Here is a 13,876-nt window from a genome sequence, read left to right on the forward strand (position 1 = left end):
ACCTCTCAAACGCGAAAACGGCGCCTTGCGGCGCCGTTTTTTTATTATAGAGCCTCGGCCATCTGTTGAACCTCTGCGTCTGGCATGAGCGCTGGTATGGAGATGACGCTGACAATGCGGTGCTCCATCATCACCAGCCCTTCCAGGAACTCCTTCGGCGCTGCGGTTCCGGTTTCCGGGATCGGCTGGCGCATATCATCCGTCACGGTGATGATATCGCATACCGCATCCACCAGCAGCCCTGCCACCTTGTCTCCGGCCTCCACCACCACAACCACCGAACCCGCCCCAGGCTCGCGCGCGGGCAGGCCGAGCCTCACGGCAAGATCGACCACCACCAGCACTGTACCGCGCAAATTGACCATGCCTTTGATAAAAGCTGGAGCATGCGGAAGATGCGTGGAGGCAATCCAACCACGGATCTCGCGGATGGAGCGAATATCCATGGCGAACTCCTGCTCCCCGCAGCGCACCGAGAGCAACTCCATGCGTCGTTCCTGGGTACCGTAGCGCTGATGCATTCCGTCCATGTTAAAACATCTCCAATTCACCGGATTTTTGGCCAGACTCCTCCGGCCCAGACGCCCCATTCAGGCGATGTTGCAAGTCCGAGAGCGTGACTTTGCTGAGCGCGGAGTGCGGGTTCACGCTCCATTCCTCGGGCAGCAACCTACTGATGGTCAGCATGTATTTCGCAAGGGCCGCCAATCTCTGCGCCAACAGATCCATCGACTGCACGTCGCGATGGCGCTCTGGGTCGTTAGCCACCACCAGCAAAGCCGGACCAAGCGAGGCCTGCAACTGCTCGGTAAACTGCCAAAGCTCGTGAAACTCCTCGCCCAGAGCCTCCAGTATCGAATTCAGCGGCGCATGGTGCCGCTCATCTTCGCAGCTCCGGTTGTTATTCATCCTGCCTCTCCCGCCCGGCACCTCAGCTGGGCCTATGGGCAGAGAATGCCCGGCACGGGTTAACGGCTGGCGAAGATTCAGAACAATTCGACATTACCGGCACTGGTCGGCATCTGCGGACGAATTCGCTCCGACCGAAGAATCGAATCCGTCTCGTTAGACAACAGCACCTGCCGCGCCCGGCCCGTATGCGGCCAAAATTGGATCCTTCGCCCCTGGTCGCCGCGCAAACTGCCGCCAACCAAATTGATCTCCTCCTCGCGGAGGAAGCCTTCTGCAAAATGCGCGTTCATCTCGCCTATATCCGTCAGCCCCTTGATCATCCGTGCCCCACCAAAGAGCTTAGCCTTCATTCGGCTTTTCTGCGCACCACGGCGCAGTAACGCGTTCAGCAGTAGTTCCATGGCATGTACACCAAAGCGCATGGCATCGCCTCCTGGCTGGCGGCGAGATCCATCGCCCGGCAGCAGGAAATGATTCATGCCACCGATTCCGGCCACGCCATCCCAGATGCAGGCCGCGATGCAAGAGCCAAGAATCGTGGTCAGCACGGTATGGGGATCGTCATCCACATAGTGCTCGCCTTGAACAATGTTGATCTTTCGTTCCTGGCGCGCCGATGTGCCGGTTAGGAGCGTCATCCCGCATGCTCCCGGCTGCGAACATTGGTACTCAGCAGAATACGCTCCGCGATTTTCTCCAACGGTAATTGCCGCATCACCGCGCCAATCTCATAGGCCGCGCGCGGCATGCCATAAACCACGCAGCTTGCCTCATCCTGGCCGATCGTCTCCGCCCCGGCCTCGCGCAAGGCGAGCAATCCTTCGGCACCGTCGCGCCCCAGCCCCGTAAGGATAACGCCCACTGAACGTCCCCCCATGCTGCGCAGTACAGAATGGAACATCACATCCACCGATGGCCGGTGACCATTCACCTTCGGGGCATCGCTCAGACGCACATAACCACTGGAAACTTCCAGATGCGCATTGCCTGGAGCCAGATATACATGCCCTGTTTGCAGCTTCGCGCCATCCACCGCCTCGCTCACCTCCGCGGCGGATAATTTGTTCAGCCGCGCGGCAAAACTCGCTGTGAAAGTCGGTGGCATGTGCTGACTGATGACCGTCGCCGGACAGTTGACGGGAAATTTTGAGAGGATGGTGATCAACGCTTCCACCCCGCCGGTGGAAGAACCGATGGCCACCAGCCGCCCATCCGGCGCGTAGCTGCCACCGGGCAGCACCGGCGCGCGCTGGGCCAACATTGGGCGACGGCGCGATTGTGCGGCGGCTTTCACCTTCTCCGCGAGTTGTTCGAAACTATCGCGGTTATATGAAGAGGGCTTAGCCACGCAGTCGAACGCGCCAATTTCGAGAGCCTTCAGATTTACTTCAGCCCCGGCCTGCGTCAACGTGGAAACCATAATGACCGGCGTCGGCCGCAAGCGCATAATTTTATCAAGAAACGCCAAGCCATCCATATTCGGCATCTCGATATCCAGCGTGATCACATCTGGTGAAAGCTGTTTGATCAACTGGCGCGCCTCGTACGGATCTGCCGCCTGGCCTACTACGTCGATCTCTGGATCGGCCCGCAGCGTCGCGGTGATTACGCTGCGCATCGTCGCGGAATCATCGACAACCAGAACGCGCACCGTCATTTTAGCTCTCCATTACGGCGCCTGCGATAAGTGGTGATGCCATCATTGGCGAGCAATGCTTCCGCCGGGCCGGATACACGCTCGGAATGCCCGATATACAGCGCTCCATTCTCCTCCAACAGCGGCATCATGCGGGACCAGAGTGCCTCCTGCGTATCACTGTCAAAATATATGACAACATTGCGGCAGAAGATGGCCTGAAATTTCCCTCGCATCGGCCAGGAGCCAATGAGATTCAGCTTACGAAAACTGACAAGCCCACGCAGCTCGTCATTAGCACGCATACGTCCGCTGCCGTCATTCAACGGCGAGAACCAAGTCTTACGCAGCCCCATCGGCACCGGCTCCAAGGCGCTTTCTTCGTAAATTCCAGCTTCACCCGTAGCCAAAACATTTGGATCAATATCCGTGGCCAGAATCTTCACATCGTACCGATATGCATCCGGCATCACATTCAATATGGTAAGTGCCATGGAATATGGTTCAGGCCCAGAGGAACAGGCCGAAGACCAAAGCCTTATCCGCCCCCCTGCTCTTGCCTGCGCCATCAGGCCCGGCAATACCTTCTCACGCAGATGCTCGAAATGATGTGGCTCACGAAAAAACCGTGTTACATTGGTGGTCAAAGCCGCGATCATCTCGCCAAGCTCCTGCGTCCCCGTATCACTTTCAACCATGGCGCAGTATTCGGAAAAGCTACCCAACCCAAGCTTACGTACACGTTTGGCAAGGCGCGAGTAAACCAGATTTGCCTTGGCGCCAGAGAGAGAAATACCGGCCTCTTTCAGCATAATCCGCGTAATAACCGCAAGATCGCGCGATGTCAGACTGAACTCGGCATTCTCAACCAATGTGGCTTTTGAAACTTCCAGCTGCGCTGTCATGCCGCTTCTAGCTCACCTGCGGGGAGCACGTTATCCAGCCCGATAAGGCTGATCATACGTCCTTCCACCGGCAGCAGGCCCTTGACAAAGTTCTTGACCAGATCGGAGGACAAATCTGGTGAGGTCTGAATCTCCGCATCATTCGCGGTCAGAATATCGGAGACCGCATCAACCAAAAGCCCTATCTGCTGATGCCCGATCTGCACCACGATGATCACGTTTCGTGCCGTGGGCTCGTTACCCGGCAGGCCAAGCCTCACGGCGAGATCGACAATTGGCAGCACAGCGCCGCGAAGATTAATTACGCCTTTCACGTAGCGCGGCGAACGCGGCAGCATCGTCGCCCCCGCCCAGCCGCGAATTTCACGTACCATCATCACGTTAATGCAGAATTCCTGCCGGCCGATACGGAATGCAATCAGCTCTCGGTTATCCAACTCGCTTAATCCCGCGCTATTGGTCATGTCTTAGCCCGCCTCTACCATTGCGGCTTCGCTGCGCCCGCTATCGCCGCGCGCGTTGCGTACCACCGCATCGACATCCAGGATCAATGCCACGCGTCCATCACCCATCACCGTGGCAGCCGCGATACCCGGCACCGCACGGTAATTCGCCTCCAGACTCTTGATCACCACCTGGCGCTGGCCGTGGATCGCATCCACCAACAGCACGGCACGTACGCCCCCCTCGCCCTCCACCAGCAGCGCCACGCCCTGTTCCGGCTCTATGGGGTCCTCGCAGTAGCCCAGGCTGGCCGCGACATCGACCATAGGCACATAACCACCTCGTAGCACCAAAAGATTGGTCTCGTGATCCAGCGGGAATACATCCTTCATCTGCGGCTTCAGCGTTTCCACAATCGCCCCCAGCGGAATAATCAGCGTATGGTCACGCGTGGAAACCACCATGCCATCCAGCACAGCCAAGGTCAGCGGAAGGGAGAGCGTAAATGTTGAACCTTGCCCTGGCCTGGAAGAGATCGAAATACGCCCACCAAGCGCCTGTACCGATTGGCGTACCACATCCATGCCAACGCCACGGCCGGAGATATCGGAGATTTTCGACGCCGTGGAGAAGCCTGGCAGAAAAATAAGGTTATCGATCTCGTCATCTGTAAGCTGTGCATCAGGGGCGATCACGCCATTCTCAATCGCCTTTTGCTTGACCCGCGCACGGTTGATGCCAGCACCATCATCTGAAACCTCGAGTACAATGCGTCCCGAGCGATGCAGTGCCGTTAGCTTCACCGTGCCTTCTTCAGGCTTACCAGCGGTCACCCGTTTCTCTGGTGTTTCCAGTCCATGATCGATGGCATTACGAATCATATGCGTCAGCGGGTCGGTAATCCGCTCGATCACGGTCTTGTCGACTTCCGTGCCCTCACCTTCCGTCACCAGTCGCACCTGCTTGCCGGTTTGGGCCGCCACCTCACGCACCAGACGCGGCATGCGCTGAAATACGGAGCGCACAGGCTGCGCACGGATAGCCATCACGCTATCCTGGATTTCTCTGGTCAGATGCTCCAACTCTTCTAAGGCCATCGCAACGCCGGAAGCGCGTGCAATACCAGCCTCCATCACGCGCTGACTTAACATTGCCTCGTTAATTACAAGTTCGCCAACCAGATCGATCATGCGGTCAACACGATCGAGATCCACGCGGATGGTGGCACTCACCGTTGTCGCACTTTCAGCCTTGGCTGCTATCGCCTCTACGACCGTATGTTTAGGTGGCAGTGCCTCATGATGTTCGTTCTCAGGAACATGCACGTCCTCGACTTGCATTTCCTCCTCTACCTCCGGCATGGGGGCAAAAAACTCGAACTTGAAGCCGTTATCACCCGTGATCACAGTACCGGGCGCAAAACCCGCCAGATCGGAACGTGAGACCGTCAGCTCGCAATCATCCTCGACAAACTCAAAAACATTACGGATCGTCAGCTCGTCGCATTCAGCGTCAAGCGCAATCTTCCAACTTAAATATGCCCCCTCCGGGTCAAGCACACTCAATTCCGGTAACTTGCTGGAATCCAGCGTCACCTTCATGGTTCCCAGCCGCCCCAGCTCGCGTAGAAGCAGCGCTGCCTCATTGGCCTTAGCATACATTTCAGAGCGCGGGGCAAAAACAATATCCCAAGCACCGCCTGTCTCTTCCAGCACCACCGCGACAGGTGTCGCAAGGTTGTTCTCTGATGCTGAGACGGGATCACTGATATGCTCCAGCTCTGCTACCAATGCCGAGATACGCCCTTCATCGACGGCACCTCCTTCCTGAGCGGCATGGACAACATCGGAGAGCACATCGGCAGCGCGCAGAAAAACTCCAACCACAGAGGGTGTTGCCACCAACTCACCGGAGCGAACCTTATCCAGCGCCGTCTCGAACTTATGGGCAAAGCGCACCAGCGCATCGAGCGAGAAAATCCCCGCGCCACCCTTCATCGAATGCACGGCACGGAACACGGCATTTACCGTCTCCGCCTCAGCTGTACCGCTCTGCATCTCAAGCAGTCCAGCCTCTAACGCCGCGAGTTGCTCGTCACATTCCTGGAAAAACGTCGCTCGGATTTCCGCCATCGGGTCTTCCATGGCACCCTCCCTTTTCAGGCCGCGACGCGGCGAATGGCTTCAACCAGCTTCACCGGATCGAAAGGCTTAACGATCCAGCCTGTAGCTCCCGCCTTTCGCGCCCGGCTTTTCTTCTCCGCATCCACTTCGGTGGTCAGCACCAACATTGGCACGGCACGATATGCATCATTCCTGCGTACGGCTTCGATAAATTCGAAACCGTCCATGCGTGGCATGTTGATATCGGTAACAATCACATCCGGCGTTTCGAGCCTCAGCACTTCAAGCCCATGCACGCCATCCTCCGCCTGCAGCACGCGGAACCCGGCCGCCACCAACGAGTGGCGCAACATATCCCGCATCGCTCTGGAATCATCCACTGTCAGTACCGTCGTGGTCATGCGGCTAGTTCCTTGTCCTTCGTCAATACGTGATTTACCAACTCCTCTGGTAACACACCCATCAATTCCAACGCCGCGGAAAACTCTGATGACAGATTCTCCAACCGCAACTCCACCTCATCCGCCTCCCAAGCCGCACGCGCCGCCAGTAAAATCTGTAGGCACTGCGCCCCCAAACGCTGGACTGCGCCTGCATCCATTGTCAGCGCGCATCCTCGCCGTGCGTTAACGGCTTCGAGCATTCCGTGGGCAGCAACGATGTCGAGCACTGCAGGCAGTTCGAGAACATCTGTCATGAATGAAACTTTCTCGTATAATTCATAATGATTCCATAACCGCTTGCGGATCAGAACTCGGTCCAGTCATCCGCCGTCTGCGCAACGGCAACGAATTTCCCCACCGGTGCGGCAGGTGCAGCTTTCACCACTAGTTTACGCACCATGCGGGCTTCCGGCTTGGGCATGGCCGGAGCCGCCCCCTCGCCGCCGAGACGAAACTGCCCCACCAGCCGAACCAGTTCCTCAGCCTCATCAGCCAAGGCGTGGCTGGCTGCTGTCGCCTCTTCCACCATGGCGGCGTTCTGCTGGGTTACCTGGTCCATCTGGTTCACAGCCGTATTCACTTGGTTGAGTCCCGCCGACTGCTCTTGCGCGGAGCCTGCGATATCGCTCACCAGCACGCTCAGCCGGTCCACCTGCTGCCCGATCCGCGTCAGCGCACGGCCTGTCTCCCCCACCAGCGTTACGCCCGACTCAACCTGCATCCCGGATGTCTCGATCAGCGTTTTGATCTCCTTGGCGGCATCGGCCGAGCGTTGGGCCAAGGCCCGCACTTCGGTGGCCACCACGGCAAAGCCGCGCCCCGCATCACCGGCGCGCGCCGCCTCCACACCCGCGTTCAGCGCCAGCAAATTCGTCTGAAAGGCAATTTCATCGATCACCCCGATGATGCTTGCAATCTGCTTCGACGACGTCTCAATGCCGCTCATCGCCGCCACGGTCTCGTTCACCACCATGCCGGAACGCTCGGCATCCGCCTTCGCCGCCTTCACCACATCCCGCGCCTCGCTGGCGCCCTCGGCGGTCTTGCGCACCGTCGCGGTGATCTGGTCCAGCGCTGCCGCCGTCTCCTCCAGGCTCGCCGCCTGCTGCTCTGTCCGCCGCGACAAATCATCCGAACTCTGCGTGATCTCTCCGGCGGCGGAACGCACCCCCTGTGCATTTGCCGAAACGGCGCGCATGGTCTGCTGCAGTTTCTCCGCCGTGGCATTGAAATAACGCTTGAGCGCCTCACTGCGCGCAGGGAGCGTCGCGTTTATCCGGCAGGTTAGGTCGCCTTCGGCAAGCGCCGCCATCGCGCTCTCCACAACACTGATCGTCTGCTTGTCTTCCTCGGCGAGGCGCACACGCTCCATCTCCGCCTCCACCCGCGCCTCTTCGGCCTGCTTGGTCAGGTGGTCGAAATAATGGAACATCACCACGCTGATGTCAGAGAGCACCGACCGCATCAGCGATTCGATCAACTTATCGCGGTCGCCACGAAACCAGGGCTTTTCCTTCAACAGGGTTTGCGTCAGCCCGGTCAGGTAAGCGGAATAGGCCCCATTCAGGTAATCAACGTAATCGATCTTCCCGGCCAGCCTCTTGGCGATGACCTCTTGCTGCTCGAAATAGCCGTCGCAAAAATTCCCGCGGGCGATATATGCGAATTTACGTTCTTCGTCGGCCAGTACGTCAACCGGCATCCTGCGCAAGCCAGGCTCCGCCACCTGATAGGCTTTCAGCAGGATGGCCTCGAGATTCTCGTGAACAAGCCGATAGACCATATCTCCGGTCTCTTGCTCGGCCCCGCCCCAGATGGACAATTGCTGCCTGATATCAACCATTTATATTCTCGCTTACAAAGGGTGGCCTGCTGTCATTCCGCAGCGGTGGAGCCAGCGTCTCGCCGCAAGGATGCAGGGATGCGATCGCTGCCGCCCGAGACGTCACGGCGGGGTCTTATTTTGCGTGAGGTTGGCCATAGGATTGTTGCCCTCAAAGCCGCCTAAAGCGGCGATCGGCTAACAATAACGCCGCCTTGGTTAAGATATTCCAAACGGGCAGCGCCGATGCCTTGAGAAAACACGCCAAAACAGCCGCGTTCGGCCAGCCACTTAACGATGATCGACTGATTTCTCATGCATAGCCCTCCATCTGCGCGCCCAAACGGGCACACATGGCTTATGCGCATGGAAATTTAAGACTTTGCTATCGGCGTCAAACTATCCCGCGACGGCCGCGGCCAGCGTGCCCTGCGCCACCGCCTCGTCCGCCAGCGCCTGGCCGATAAGCACTAGCACCGGACCTTCCGGCGCTGCCGTCGCCAGCAGACGCGGCAGGGCGCCAAGCGTGCCGCTCAGCACGCGCTGCCCTGGCAAGGCAGCATTTTCTACAGCCAAAGCCGGCGTGTCCGGGGACATCCCAGCCTCGATAAGATGCGCGGCCAACCCCGGCAAAGTCTGCGCCCCCATATACACGGCCAAAGTACCGCCGCCCCGGGCCAGAGCCACCCAATCATGCTCGGGCAAGCCCCCCGCAGCCCCGTGCCCGGTAAGAAAATGCACCGAGCGGGCCACTTCCCGGCGGGTCAGCGAAATCTGCAGCGCGGCGGCCGCCGCCGTTGCGGCGGTAATCCCGGGCACCACCTCGAAGGCAATTCCGGTCTCGCGCAGAGCGTCCATCTCCTCGGTGGCACGGCCGAATACCATCGGGTCGCCCCCCTTCAGCCGCACCACTCGGTACCCAGCCCGAGCCTCGGCCACCAGCAGGCGGCAGATCTCACCTTGCGCCGCGGAGGTTTTTCCACAGCGCTTGCCGACGTCGACAAGCCTTGCTTTGTTAGAGACCAGCGTCAGAATTTTTTTCCCGACGAGGCTGTCGTGCAGCACCACATCCGCTGTCTGGAGCAGGCGCAACGCCTTCACCGTCAGCAGATCCGGGTCGCCGGGACCAGCCCCAACCAGGAAAACACTCGTCATTACCAAACCCCACGCGGATGCGGGGTTCTAATTGGACGTTTTATTCCTGAATGCAAGCCCAGCCTCTGGATTGGATAAAACTAACCAAAGGTTAGTTTAAGCCGCCGCCTCGGCGCCAGCCACACGCTCCCGGCGCGGCGGCAGCTTTAGCGCGCCGACCAAGGCGCGCACCTCGTTTCGGGCGGCGATGTGCGAGAGCCCCATGGCGATGCCGATATTCGCCTCCTTCACGTCCATCAGGGTCAGCCCCTGGAGGTACAGCTCGCGGAAAATCACACGCTCGCCGAAGCCCTTCTGAGTACGGAAGCCGATGCGTTTGGCCAGCAGTTCCAGCGTCTCGCCCACATCGCGCTTGTTGCGCGCCTCCGAGGCCGCAAGCCGGTTGCGCATCACGATCCAGTCGAACTTGCCACGGTCGCGGATGAAGCGCTGCTTGCGCGCCTCCCACACCATCTCGGAATAAATGCTGGGGTTCACGATGTCGTGGTTGTCTGGGTCCACCTTCGCCAGCATGGAAAAATCGACGAAGCTGTCATTGATCGGGGTTATCAGCGTATCGGCATAGGAGTGGCCTAGCCGGGAGAGATGCGTATCGGCGCCGGGGCAGTCGATGACCACAATCTCCGCCCCCGCCTCCCGCAACTCGCCGAGCGCGGCCTCGAAACGCTGGCATTCCTCGGCCTCGGCCTCCAACCGGTTATCCAACGCGGAGCGGTGCACCGGACGAAATTCTGGCAACGGCAGAGGGATACCCTTGGCTTCGACGAAATTGCGCCGCGCCGCCAGGGTACCGGCAAGCGTGCCCTGGCGAGCGTCGAGATCCATGGCGCCGACGCGATAGCCATCGCGCAGCAAGGCCACGACGATATGAATTGAGGTGGTGGATTTACCCGACCCGCCCTTCTCATTGCCCAGCACGATGACATGAGGACGGGTGTGCACTGTAGTCATGGCCACGGGAATCCTTCTGCGACTCGGAATCTGGGCCGCAGTGTAACCCAGCCACCCGGCGCGCGGAGAGGGAAAATCCCGCCCCGCGTTCCACCCTTACTTCCCGGTGAGTATCCGCTCCACCAGTTCCTTCACCGTCGGGATGAAGCCATTCGAATAGAACGGGTCGGTGGCGAAGCGGTGCGCATTGTGCCCGGCGAACATCAGGTTGTTGTCCATGGCGTCCTCGTCATCCGGCGCGGCATGGGCGATGTTCTGCAGCGACTTCTGAATGCAGAAGCTGCGCGGATCGGCCTTCTTGCCGTTGTCGTACTCCGGCGGCTCCTGCGACCAGTTGGAGAAGCGGCACTGGCTGAGGCAGCCCATGCAATTCACTTGATCCTCATGGATCTCCTCGGCCTTTGCGCGGTCCACGAAGATCAGCGTCGAGTCGGGGGTACGCAGCGCCTCGGTGAAGCCCGCATCCTCCCAATCCTTCACCCGCGCATAATCCGGTGCGGTGAGATACACGGAACGCTTACGGGCACCGACACCATACTGCACCACATGCTCGCCCACGGGCTCGGGCGAATAGGCCACCTGATGCTCGTTGCGTTCACGCAGTTCCTGGATGAATTTGTTGTTCACGGCCGAGGAATAGAACCCGGTAGGGGAGAAGCGGTTGAGGAACACGTCGCCCGGCTTGAGCGTGAGCAGGCGATCCTTCCAACTCTGCGGAATCGGGCTTTCCTTGGTCAGCAGCGGGCGCGTGCCGAACTGGAATGCGATCGGCCCGATCTCCGGGTTGCCGATATAATCCTGCCACTCCTCCAGCGCCCACACGCCACCGGCCATGATGATCGGCGTCTCGCCCAGGCCAAACTCGCGCATCACCTTGCGCAACGCCACGAGGCGGGGGAACGGGGATTCCGGCTTGTTCGGGTCTTCCGAGTTGGAGAGGCCGTTATGCCCACCGGCGAGCCACGGGTCCTCATACACCACGCCGCCCAGCAGATCAGACACCTTGGAATAAGCGCGTTTCCAAAGCGCCGAGAAGGCACGGCTGGAAGACACGATGGGGTAGTAATGCACGTTGAACTTGGCCGCGATCTCGGCGAGGCGATACGGCATGCCAGCACCGCAGGTGATGCCGTTCACGATGCCCTTGGTGCGCTCCAGAATCCCGGTGATGATCCGCTCGGCGCCGCCCATCTCCCACAGGATGTTGACATGGATGCGCCCCTTGCCGCCGGAAATATCCCAGGCGCGCTGGGCCTGGGCCACGCCACCCTCGATCCCGTAGGCGATCAGCTCCTCATGGCGATCACGGCGGGTCTTGCCGTGGTAGATCTGCGGGATGACCTTGCCATCCTTATCGTAACTGTCGGCGTTCACGGCCGAGAAGGTGCCAGCACCACCGCTGGCCGCCCAATGCCCGGCAGTCATGCCATTGGTCACCGCGACGCCCTTGCCCCCCTCGACCAGAGGAAGAATTTCCGTGCCACCCATGCGGATGGCGTTGATAGCCTTCATTAACACTAACCTTGTACGGCCGGACGCCGCCCCAGGATTGGAGCAGTCCCTCAGGCATGCTTGTATTACACATTGACATAGGGCGTGAAGTGGTTTGCCAGGGTTTGGCCCCATGCCCGGTACATAATATAGAGCGCGCAATGGAATTTAACCTCTCTGAAAATGAAATTCAGCGTTACTCGCGGCATATTTTGCTGCGCGAGCTGGGCGGCACCGGCCAGATGAAGCTGAAATCGGCCCGCGTGCTGGTGGTGGGCGCTGGCGGGCTGGGCTCACCGCTGGCCCTGTATCTGGCCGCCGCTGGGGTGGGCACCATCGGGCTGGTGGATGCCGACATCGTTGAGCTTTCCAACCTCCAGCGCCAGATCATGCATAGCATGGCCAGCCTGGGCCAAGCCAAAACGGCTTCGGCCGCCGAGGCGCTGGCGCGGATCAACCCGCTGGTGACCGTGGTGCAACACCAGACCCGGCTGGACGCCGATAATGCGGCCGCCCTCCTCGCGAATTACGACATCATCTGCGACGGCACCGACAATTTCGCCACGCGCTTCCTGCTCAACGATGCCTGCGTGGCCGCGCGCAAGACACTGGTGAGCGCCGCCGTGCTGCGCTTCGAGGGGCAACTCTCCACCTTCAAGCCCCACGAGGGCGGGCCGTGCTATCGCTGCCTGCACCCCGAGCCGCCGCCCGAAGGGCTGGTGCCCCCCTGCTCCGAGGCTGGGGTGCTGGGTGCTGTGACCGGCGTGATGGGCACGCTGCAAGCCACCGAAGTGCTCAAGGAAATCACCAGCATCGGCCAGTCCATGTCCGGCTGGTTGCTGGTGTGGAACGCGCTGGACGCGCAATTCCGCAAGATTAAGTTGAAAAAGGACCCCGCATGCGCCGTCTGTGGCTGACCCTCCCGCTCCTACTGCTCTGCGCCGCGGCCCCCGATCCGGGCCAGGGCCCAGGCCCCGCCCTTGGCCAGGTGAGCAAGCTGCCGGTGCCGCGCTTCGTCTCACTGCGCTCGGACCAGGTGAATTTCCGAGCCGGGCCGGGGTTCCAGTATCCGGTAACCTGGGTGTACCAGCGCCAGGGTCTGCCGGTTGAGATCATCGGGGAGTTCGACGTCTGGCGCCAGATCATGGCCCCCGATGGCGGCACGGGCTGGGTGCATCAGGCCACCATCCGCGCCCGCCGGAGCTTTTACGTGACCGCCACCCAAGCTCTGCTGCACGCCAATCCCAGTCCCGGCAGCGCCGTGGTTGCTTACCTCAACCAGGGCGTGAGCGGCGAGCTTTTACGCTGCGATGCGGGAGCCGATTTCTGCAAGGTTTCCACCGGACACGAGACAGGCTATCTGGCGCGCACCGATTTCTGGGGCACCTTCACCGGCGAGGCCGTGAAGTAGCCGCGACGATTTTCCAGTTTTCCACAGAAAAGGACTCGGGCAAGCTGCCCTAGATATTGCGAGATATACCCCTCACCTCTACTGTATTTGGTAGCAGCAACAGGGAGACCCCACGACATGGAGTGGACAGACGAGACCATCGCCAAGCTCAGGGCGCTATGGGCCGAAGGCCTTTCGACCGCCGAGATCGGCCGCCGTTTGAACATTTCCAAGAACGCCGTGGTCGGCAAGGCGCACCGCCTGAACTTACCTGCGCGTCCCTCGCCCATCCGCCGGCTGGAGGGTGACGCCACCCCGCGCCAAGCCGCGCCCAAGCGCACCCAGGGCCCCACGCTGCCGCCACTCGCCGCTTCCATCGGCGCGCCCGTGCCGGCGCTACGCGCCATCATGCCAGCCGCTAAGTCCAGCAGTCCGCGTGCCACCCCCTGCTGCTGGCCGATCGGCGAGCCCGGCAAGCCGAGCTTCCATTTCTGCAACGCCGCCGCCGCAACTGGTAAGCCCTATTGCGAGGAGCACGCCTCCATCGCCTATGTGCGCGTGCGCGATAAGCGCGAAGACGCGGCGTAAGCCACTCTATCGCTGC

At 60.3% G+C, this 13,876-nt stretch carries 17 protein-coding genes; 3 read left to right on the plus strand and 14 right to left on the minus strand.

Going from position 1 to position 13,876, the window contains the following annotated elements:
* Nucleotides 1–44: 44 nt before the first annotated feature.
* The 14 genes from HNP71_RS00485 to HNP71_RS00545 all read right to left on the minus strand — a co-directional run bounded on the left by HNP71_RS00485 (nucleotide 45) and on the right by HNP71_RS00545 (nucleotide 11,903).
* Complete coding sequence (locus tag HNP71_RS00485) at nucleotides 45–530, minus strand: chemotaxis protein CheW (protein WP_246344004.1); 486 nt, start codon at nucleotides 528–530, stop codon at nucleotides 45–47.
* A 1-nt stretch (nucleotide 531) separates the two neighbouring features.
* On the minus strand, nucleotides 532–909 hold the full coding sequence (locus tag HNP71_RS00490; RefSeq protein WP_183264893.1) for a hypothetical protein: 378 nt from the start codon (nucleotides 907–909) through the stop codon (nucleotides 532–534).
* A 77-nt stretch (nucleotides 910–986) separates the two neighbouring features.
* On the minus strand, nucleotides 987–1,550 hold the full coding sequence (locus HNP71_RS00495; RefSeq protein WP_183264894.1) for a chemotaxis protein CheD: 564 nt from the start codon (nucleotides 1,548–1,550) through the stop codon (nucleotides 987–989).
* Nucleotides 1,547–2,569, minus strand: a complete 1,023-nt coding sequence (locus tag HNP71_RS00500; protein WP_183264895.1) for a protein-glutamate methylesterase/protein-glutamine glutaminase — start codon at nucleotides 2,567–2,569, stop codon at nucleotides 1,547–1,549. Before HNP71_RS00500 ends, HNP71_RS00495 begins: the two co-directional genes overlap by 4 nt.
* On the minus strand, nucleotides 2,566–3,453 hold the full coding sequence (locus HNP71_RS00505) for a CheR family methyltransferase (RefSeq protein ID WP_183264896.1): 888 nt from the start codon (nucleotides 3,451–3,453) through the stop codon (nucleotides 2,566–2,568). The genes HNP71_RS00500 and HNP71_RS00505 overlap by 4 nt, the downstream gene beginning before the upstream one ends.
* Nucleotides 3,450–3,917: a chemotaxis protein CheW gene (locus HNP71_RS00510; protein ID WP_183264897.1), complete on the minus strand. Its 468-nt coding sequence runs from the start codon at nucleotides 3,915–3,917 to the stop codon at nucleotides 3,450–3,452. Before HNP71_RS00510 ends, HNP71_RS00505 begins: the two co-directional genes overlap by 4 nt.
* Before the next feature lie 3 nt (nucleotides 3,918–3,920).
* Complete coding sequence (locus tag HNP71_RS00515; protein ID WP_221246556.1) at nucleotides 3,921–6,041, minus strand: chemotaxis protein CheA; 2,121 nt, start codon at nucleotides 6,039–6,041, stop codon at nucleotides 3,921–3,923.
* 14 nt (nucleotides 6,042–6,055) lie between these two features.
* Nucleotides 6,056–6,421 carry a response regulator gene (locus HNP71_RS00520; RefSeq protein ID WP_183264898.1) on the minus strand — a complete coding sequence of 122 codons (366 nt, stop codon included), beginning with the start codon at nucleotides 6,419–6,421 and terminating at the stop codon, nucleotides 6,056–6,058.
* Nucleotides 6,418–6,717 (minus strand): STAS domain-containing protein, encoded by a 300-nt coding sequence (locus HNP71_RS00525; RefSeq protein ID WP_183264899.1) that lies wholly within the window; start codon nucleotides 6,715–6,717, stop codon nucleotides 6,418–6,420. The genes HNP71_RS00520 and HNP71_RS00525 overlap by 4 nt, the downstream gene beginning before the upstream one ends.
* 50 nt (nucleotides 6,718–6,767) lie before the next feature.
* Entirely contained in the window at nucleotides 6,768–8,306 is a 1,539-nt protein-coding gene (locus HNP71_RS00530) for a methyl-accepting chemotaxis protein (protein ID WP_183264900.1), read from the minus strand.
* Between the two features lie 161 nt (nucleotides 8,307–8,467).
* On the minus strand, nucleotides 8,468–8,602 hold the full coding sequence (locus tag HNP71_RS14290; protein ID WP_281376857.1) for a hypothetical protein: 135 nt from the start codon (nucleotides 8,600–8,602) through the stop codon (nucleotides 8,468–8,470).
* An 82-nt stretch (nucleotides 8,603–8,684) separates the two neighbouring features.
* The gene (gene cobA / locus HNP71_RS00535; RefSeq protein WP_183264901.1) at nucleotides 8,685–9,440 is read right to left on the minus strand and encodes a uroporphyrinogen-III C-methyltransferase; all 756 of its coding nucleotides are present in this window, start codon (nucleotides 9,438–9,440) and stop codon (nucleotides 8,685–8,687) included.
* Between the two features lie 96 nt (nucleotides 9,441–9,536).
* On the minus strand, nucleotides 9,537–10,391 hold the full coding sequence (locus HNP71_RS00540; RefSeq protein WP_183264902.1) for a division plane positioning ATPase MipZ: 855 nt from the start codon (nucleotides 10,389–10,391) through the stop codon (nucleotides 9,537–9,539).
* Nucleotides 10,392–10,487: 96 nt separating this feature from the next.
* The gene (locus HNP71_RS00545; RefSeq protein WP_183264903.1) at nucleotides 10,488–11,903 is read right to left on the minus strand and encodes an NAD(P)H-dependent flavin oxidoreductase; all 1,416 of its coding nucleotides are present in this window, start codon (nucleotides 11,901–11,903) and stop codon (nucleotides 10,488–10,490) included.
* A gap of 140 nt (nucleotides 11,904–12,043) precedes the next feature.
* Here HNP71_RS00545 and HNP71_RS00550 point away from each other — a divergent pair, with 140 nt between their 5' ends.
* The 3 genes from HNP71_RS00550 (at nucleotide 12,044) to HNP71_RS00560 (ending at nucleotide 13,860) form a co-directional block, all read left to right on the plus strand.
* Complete coding sequence (locus HNP71_RS00550) at nucleotides 12,044–12,799, plus strand: HesA/MoeB/ThiF family protein (RefSeq protein ID WP_183264904.1); 756 nt, start codon at nucleotides 12,044–12,046, stop codon at nucleotides 12,797–12,799.
* Entirely contained in the window at nucleotides 12,781–13,293 is a 513-nt protein-coding gene (locus HNP71_RS00555) for an SH3 domain-containing protein (protein WP_183264905.1), read from the plus strand. The genes HNP71_RS00550 and HNP71_RS00555 overlap by 19 nt, the downstream gene beginning before the upstream one ends.
* Before the next feature lie 117 nt (nucleotides 13,294–13,410).
* Entirely contained in the window at nucleotides 13,411–13,860 is a 450-nt protein-coding gene (locus HNP71_RS00560; RefSeq protein WP_183264906.1) for a GcrA family cell cycle regulator, read from the plus strand.
* The last annotated feature ends 16 nt before the right edge of the window (nucleotides 13,861–13,876 follow it).

The sequence above is a fragment of the Acidocella aromatica genome, assembly GCF_014201825.1.
GTDB lineage: Bacteria > Pseudomonadota > Alphaproteobacteria > Acetobacterales > Acetobacteraceae > Acidocella > Acidocella aromatica.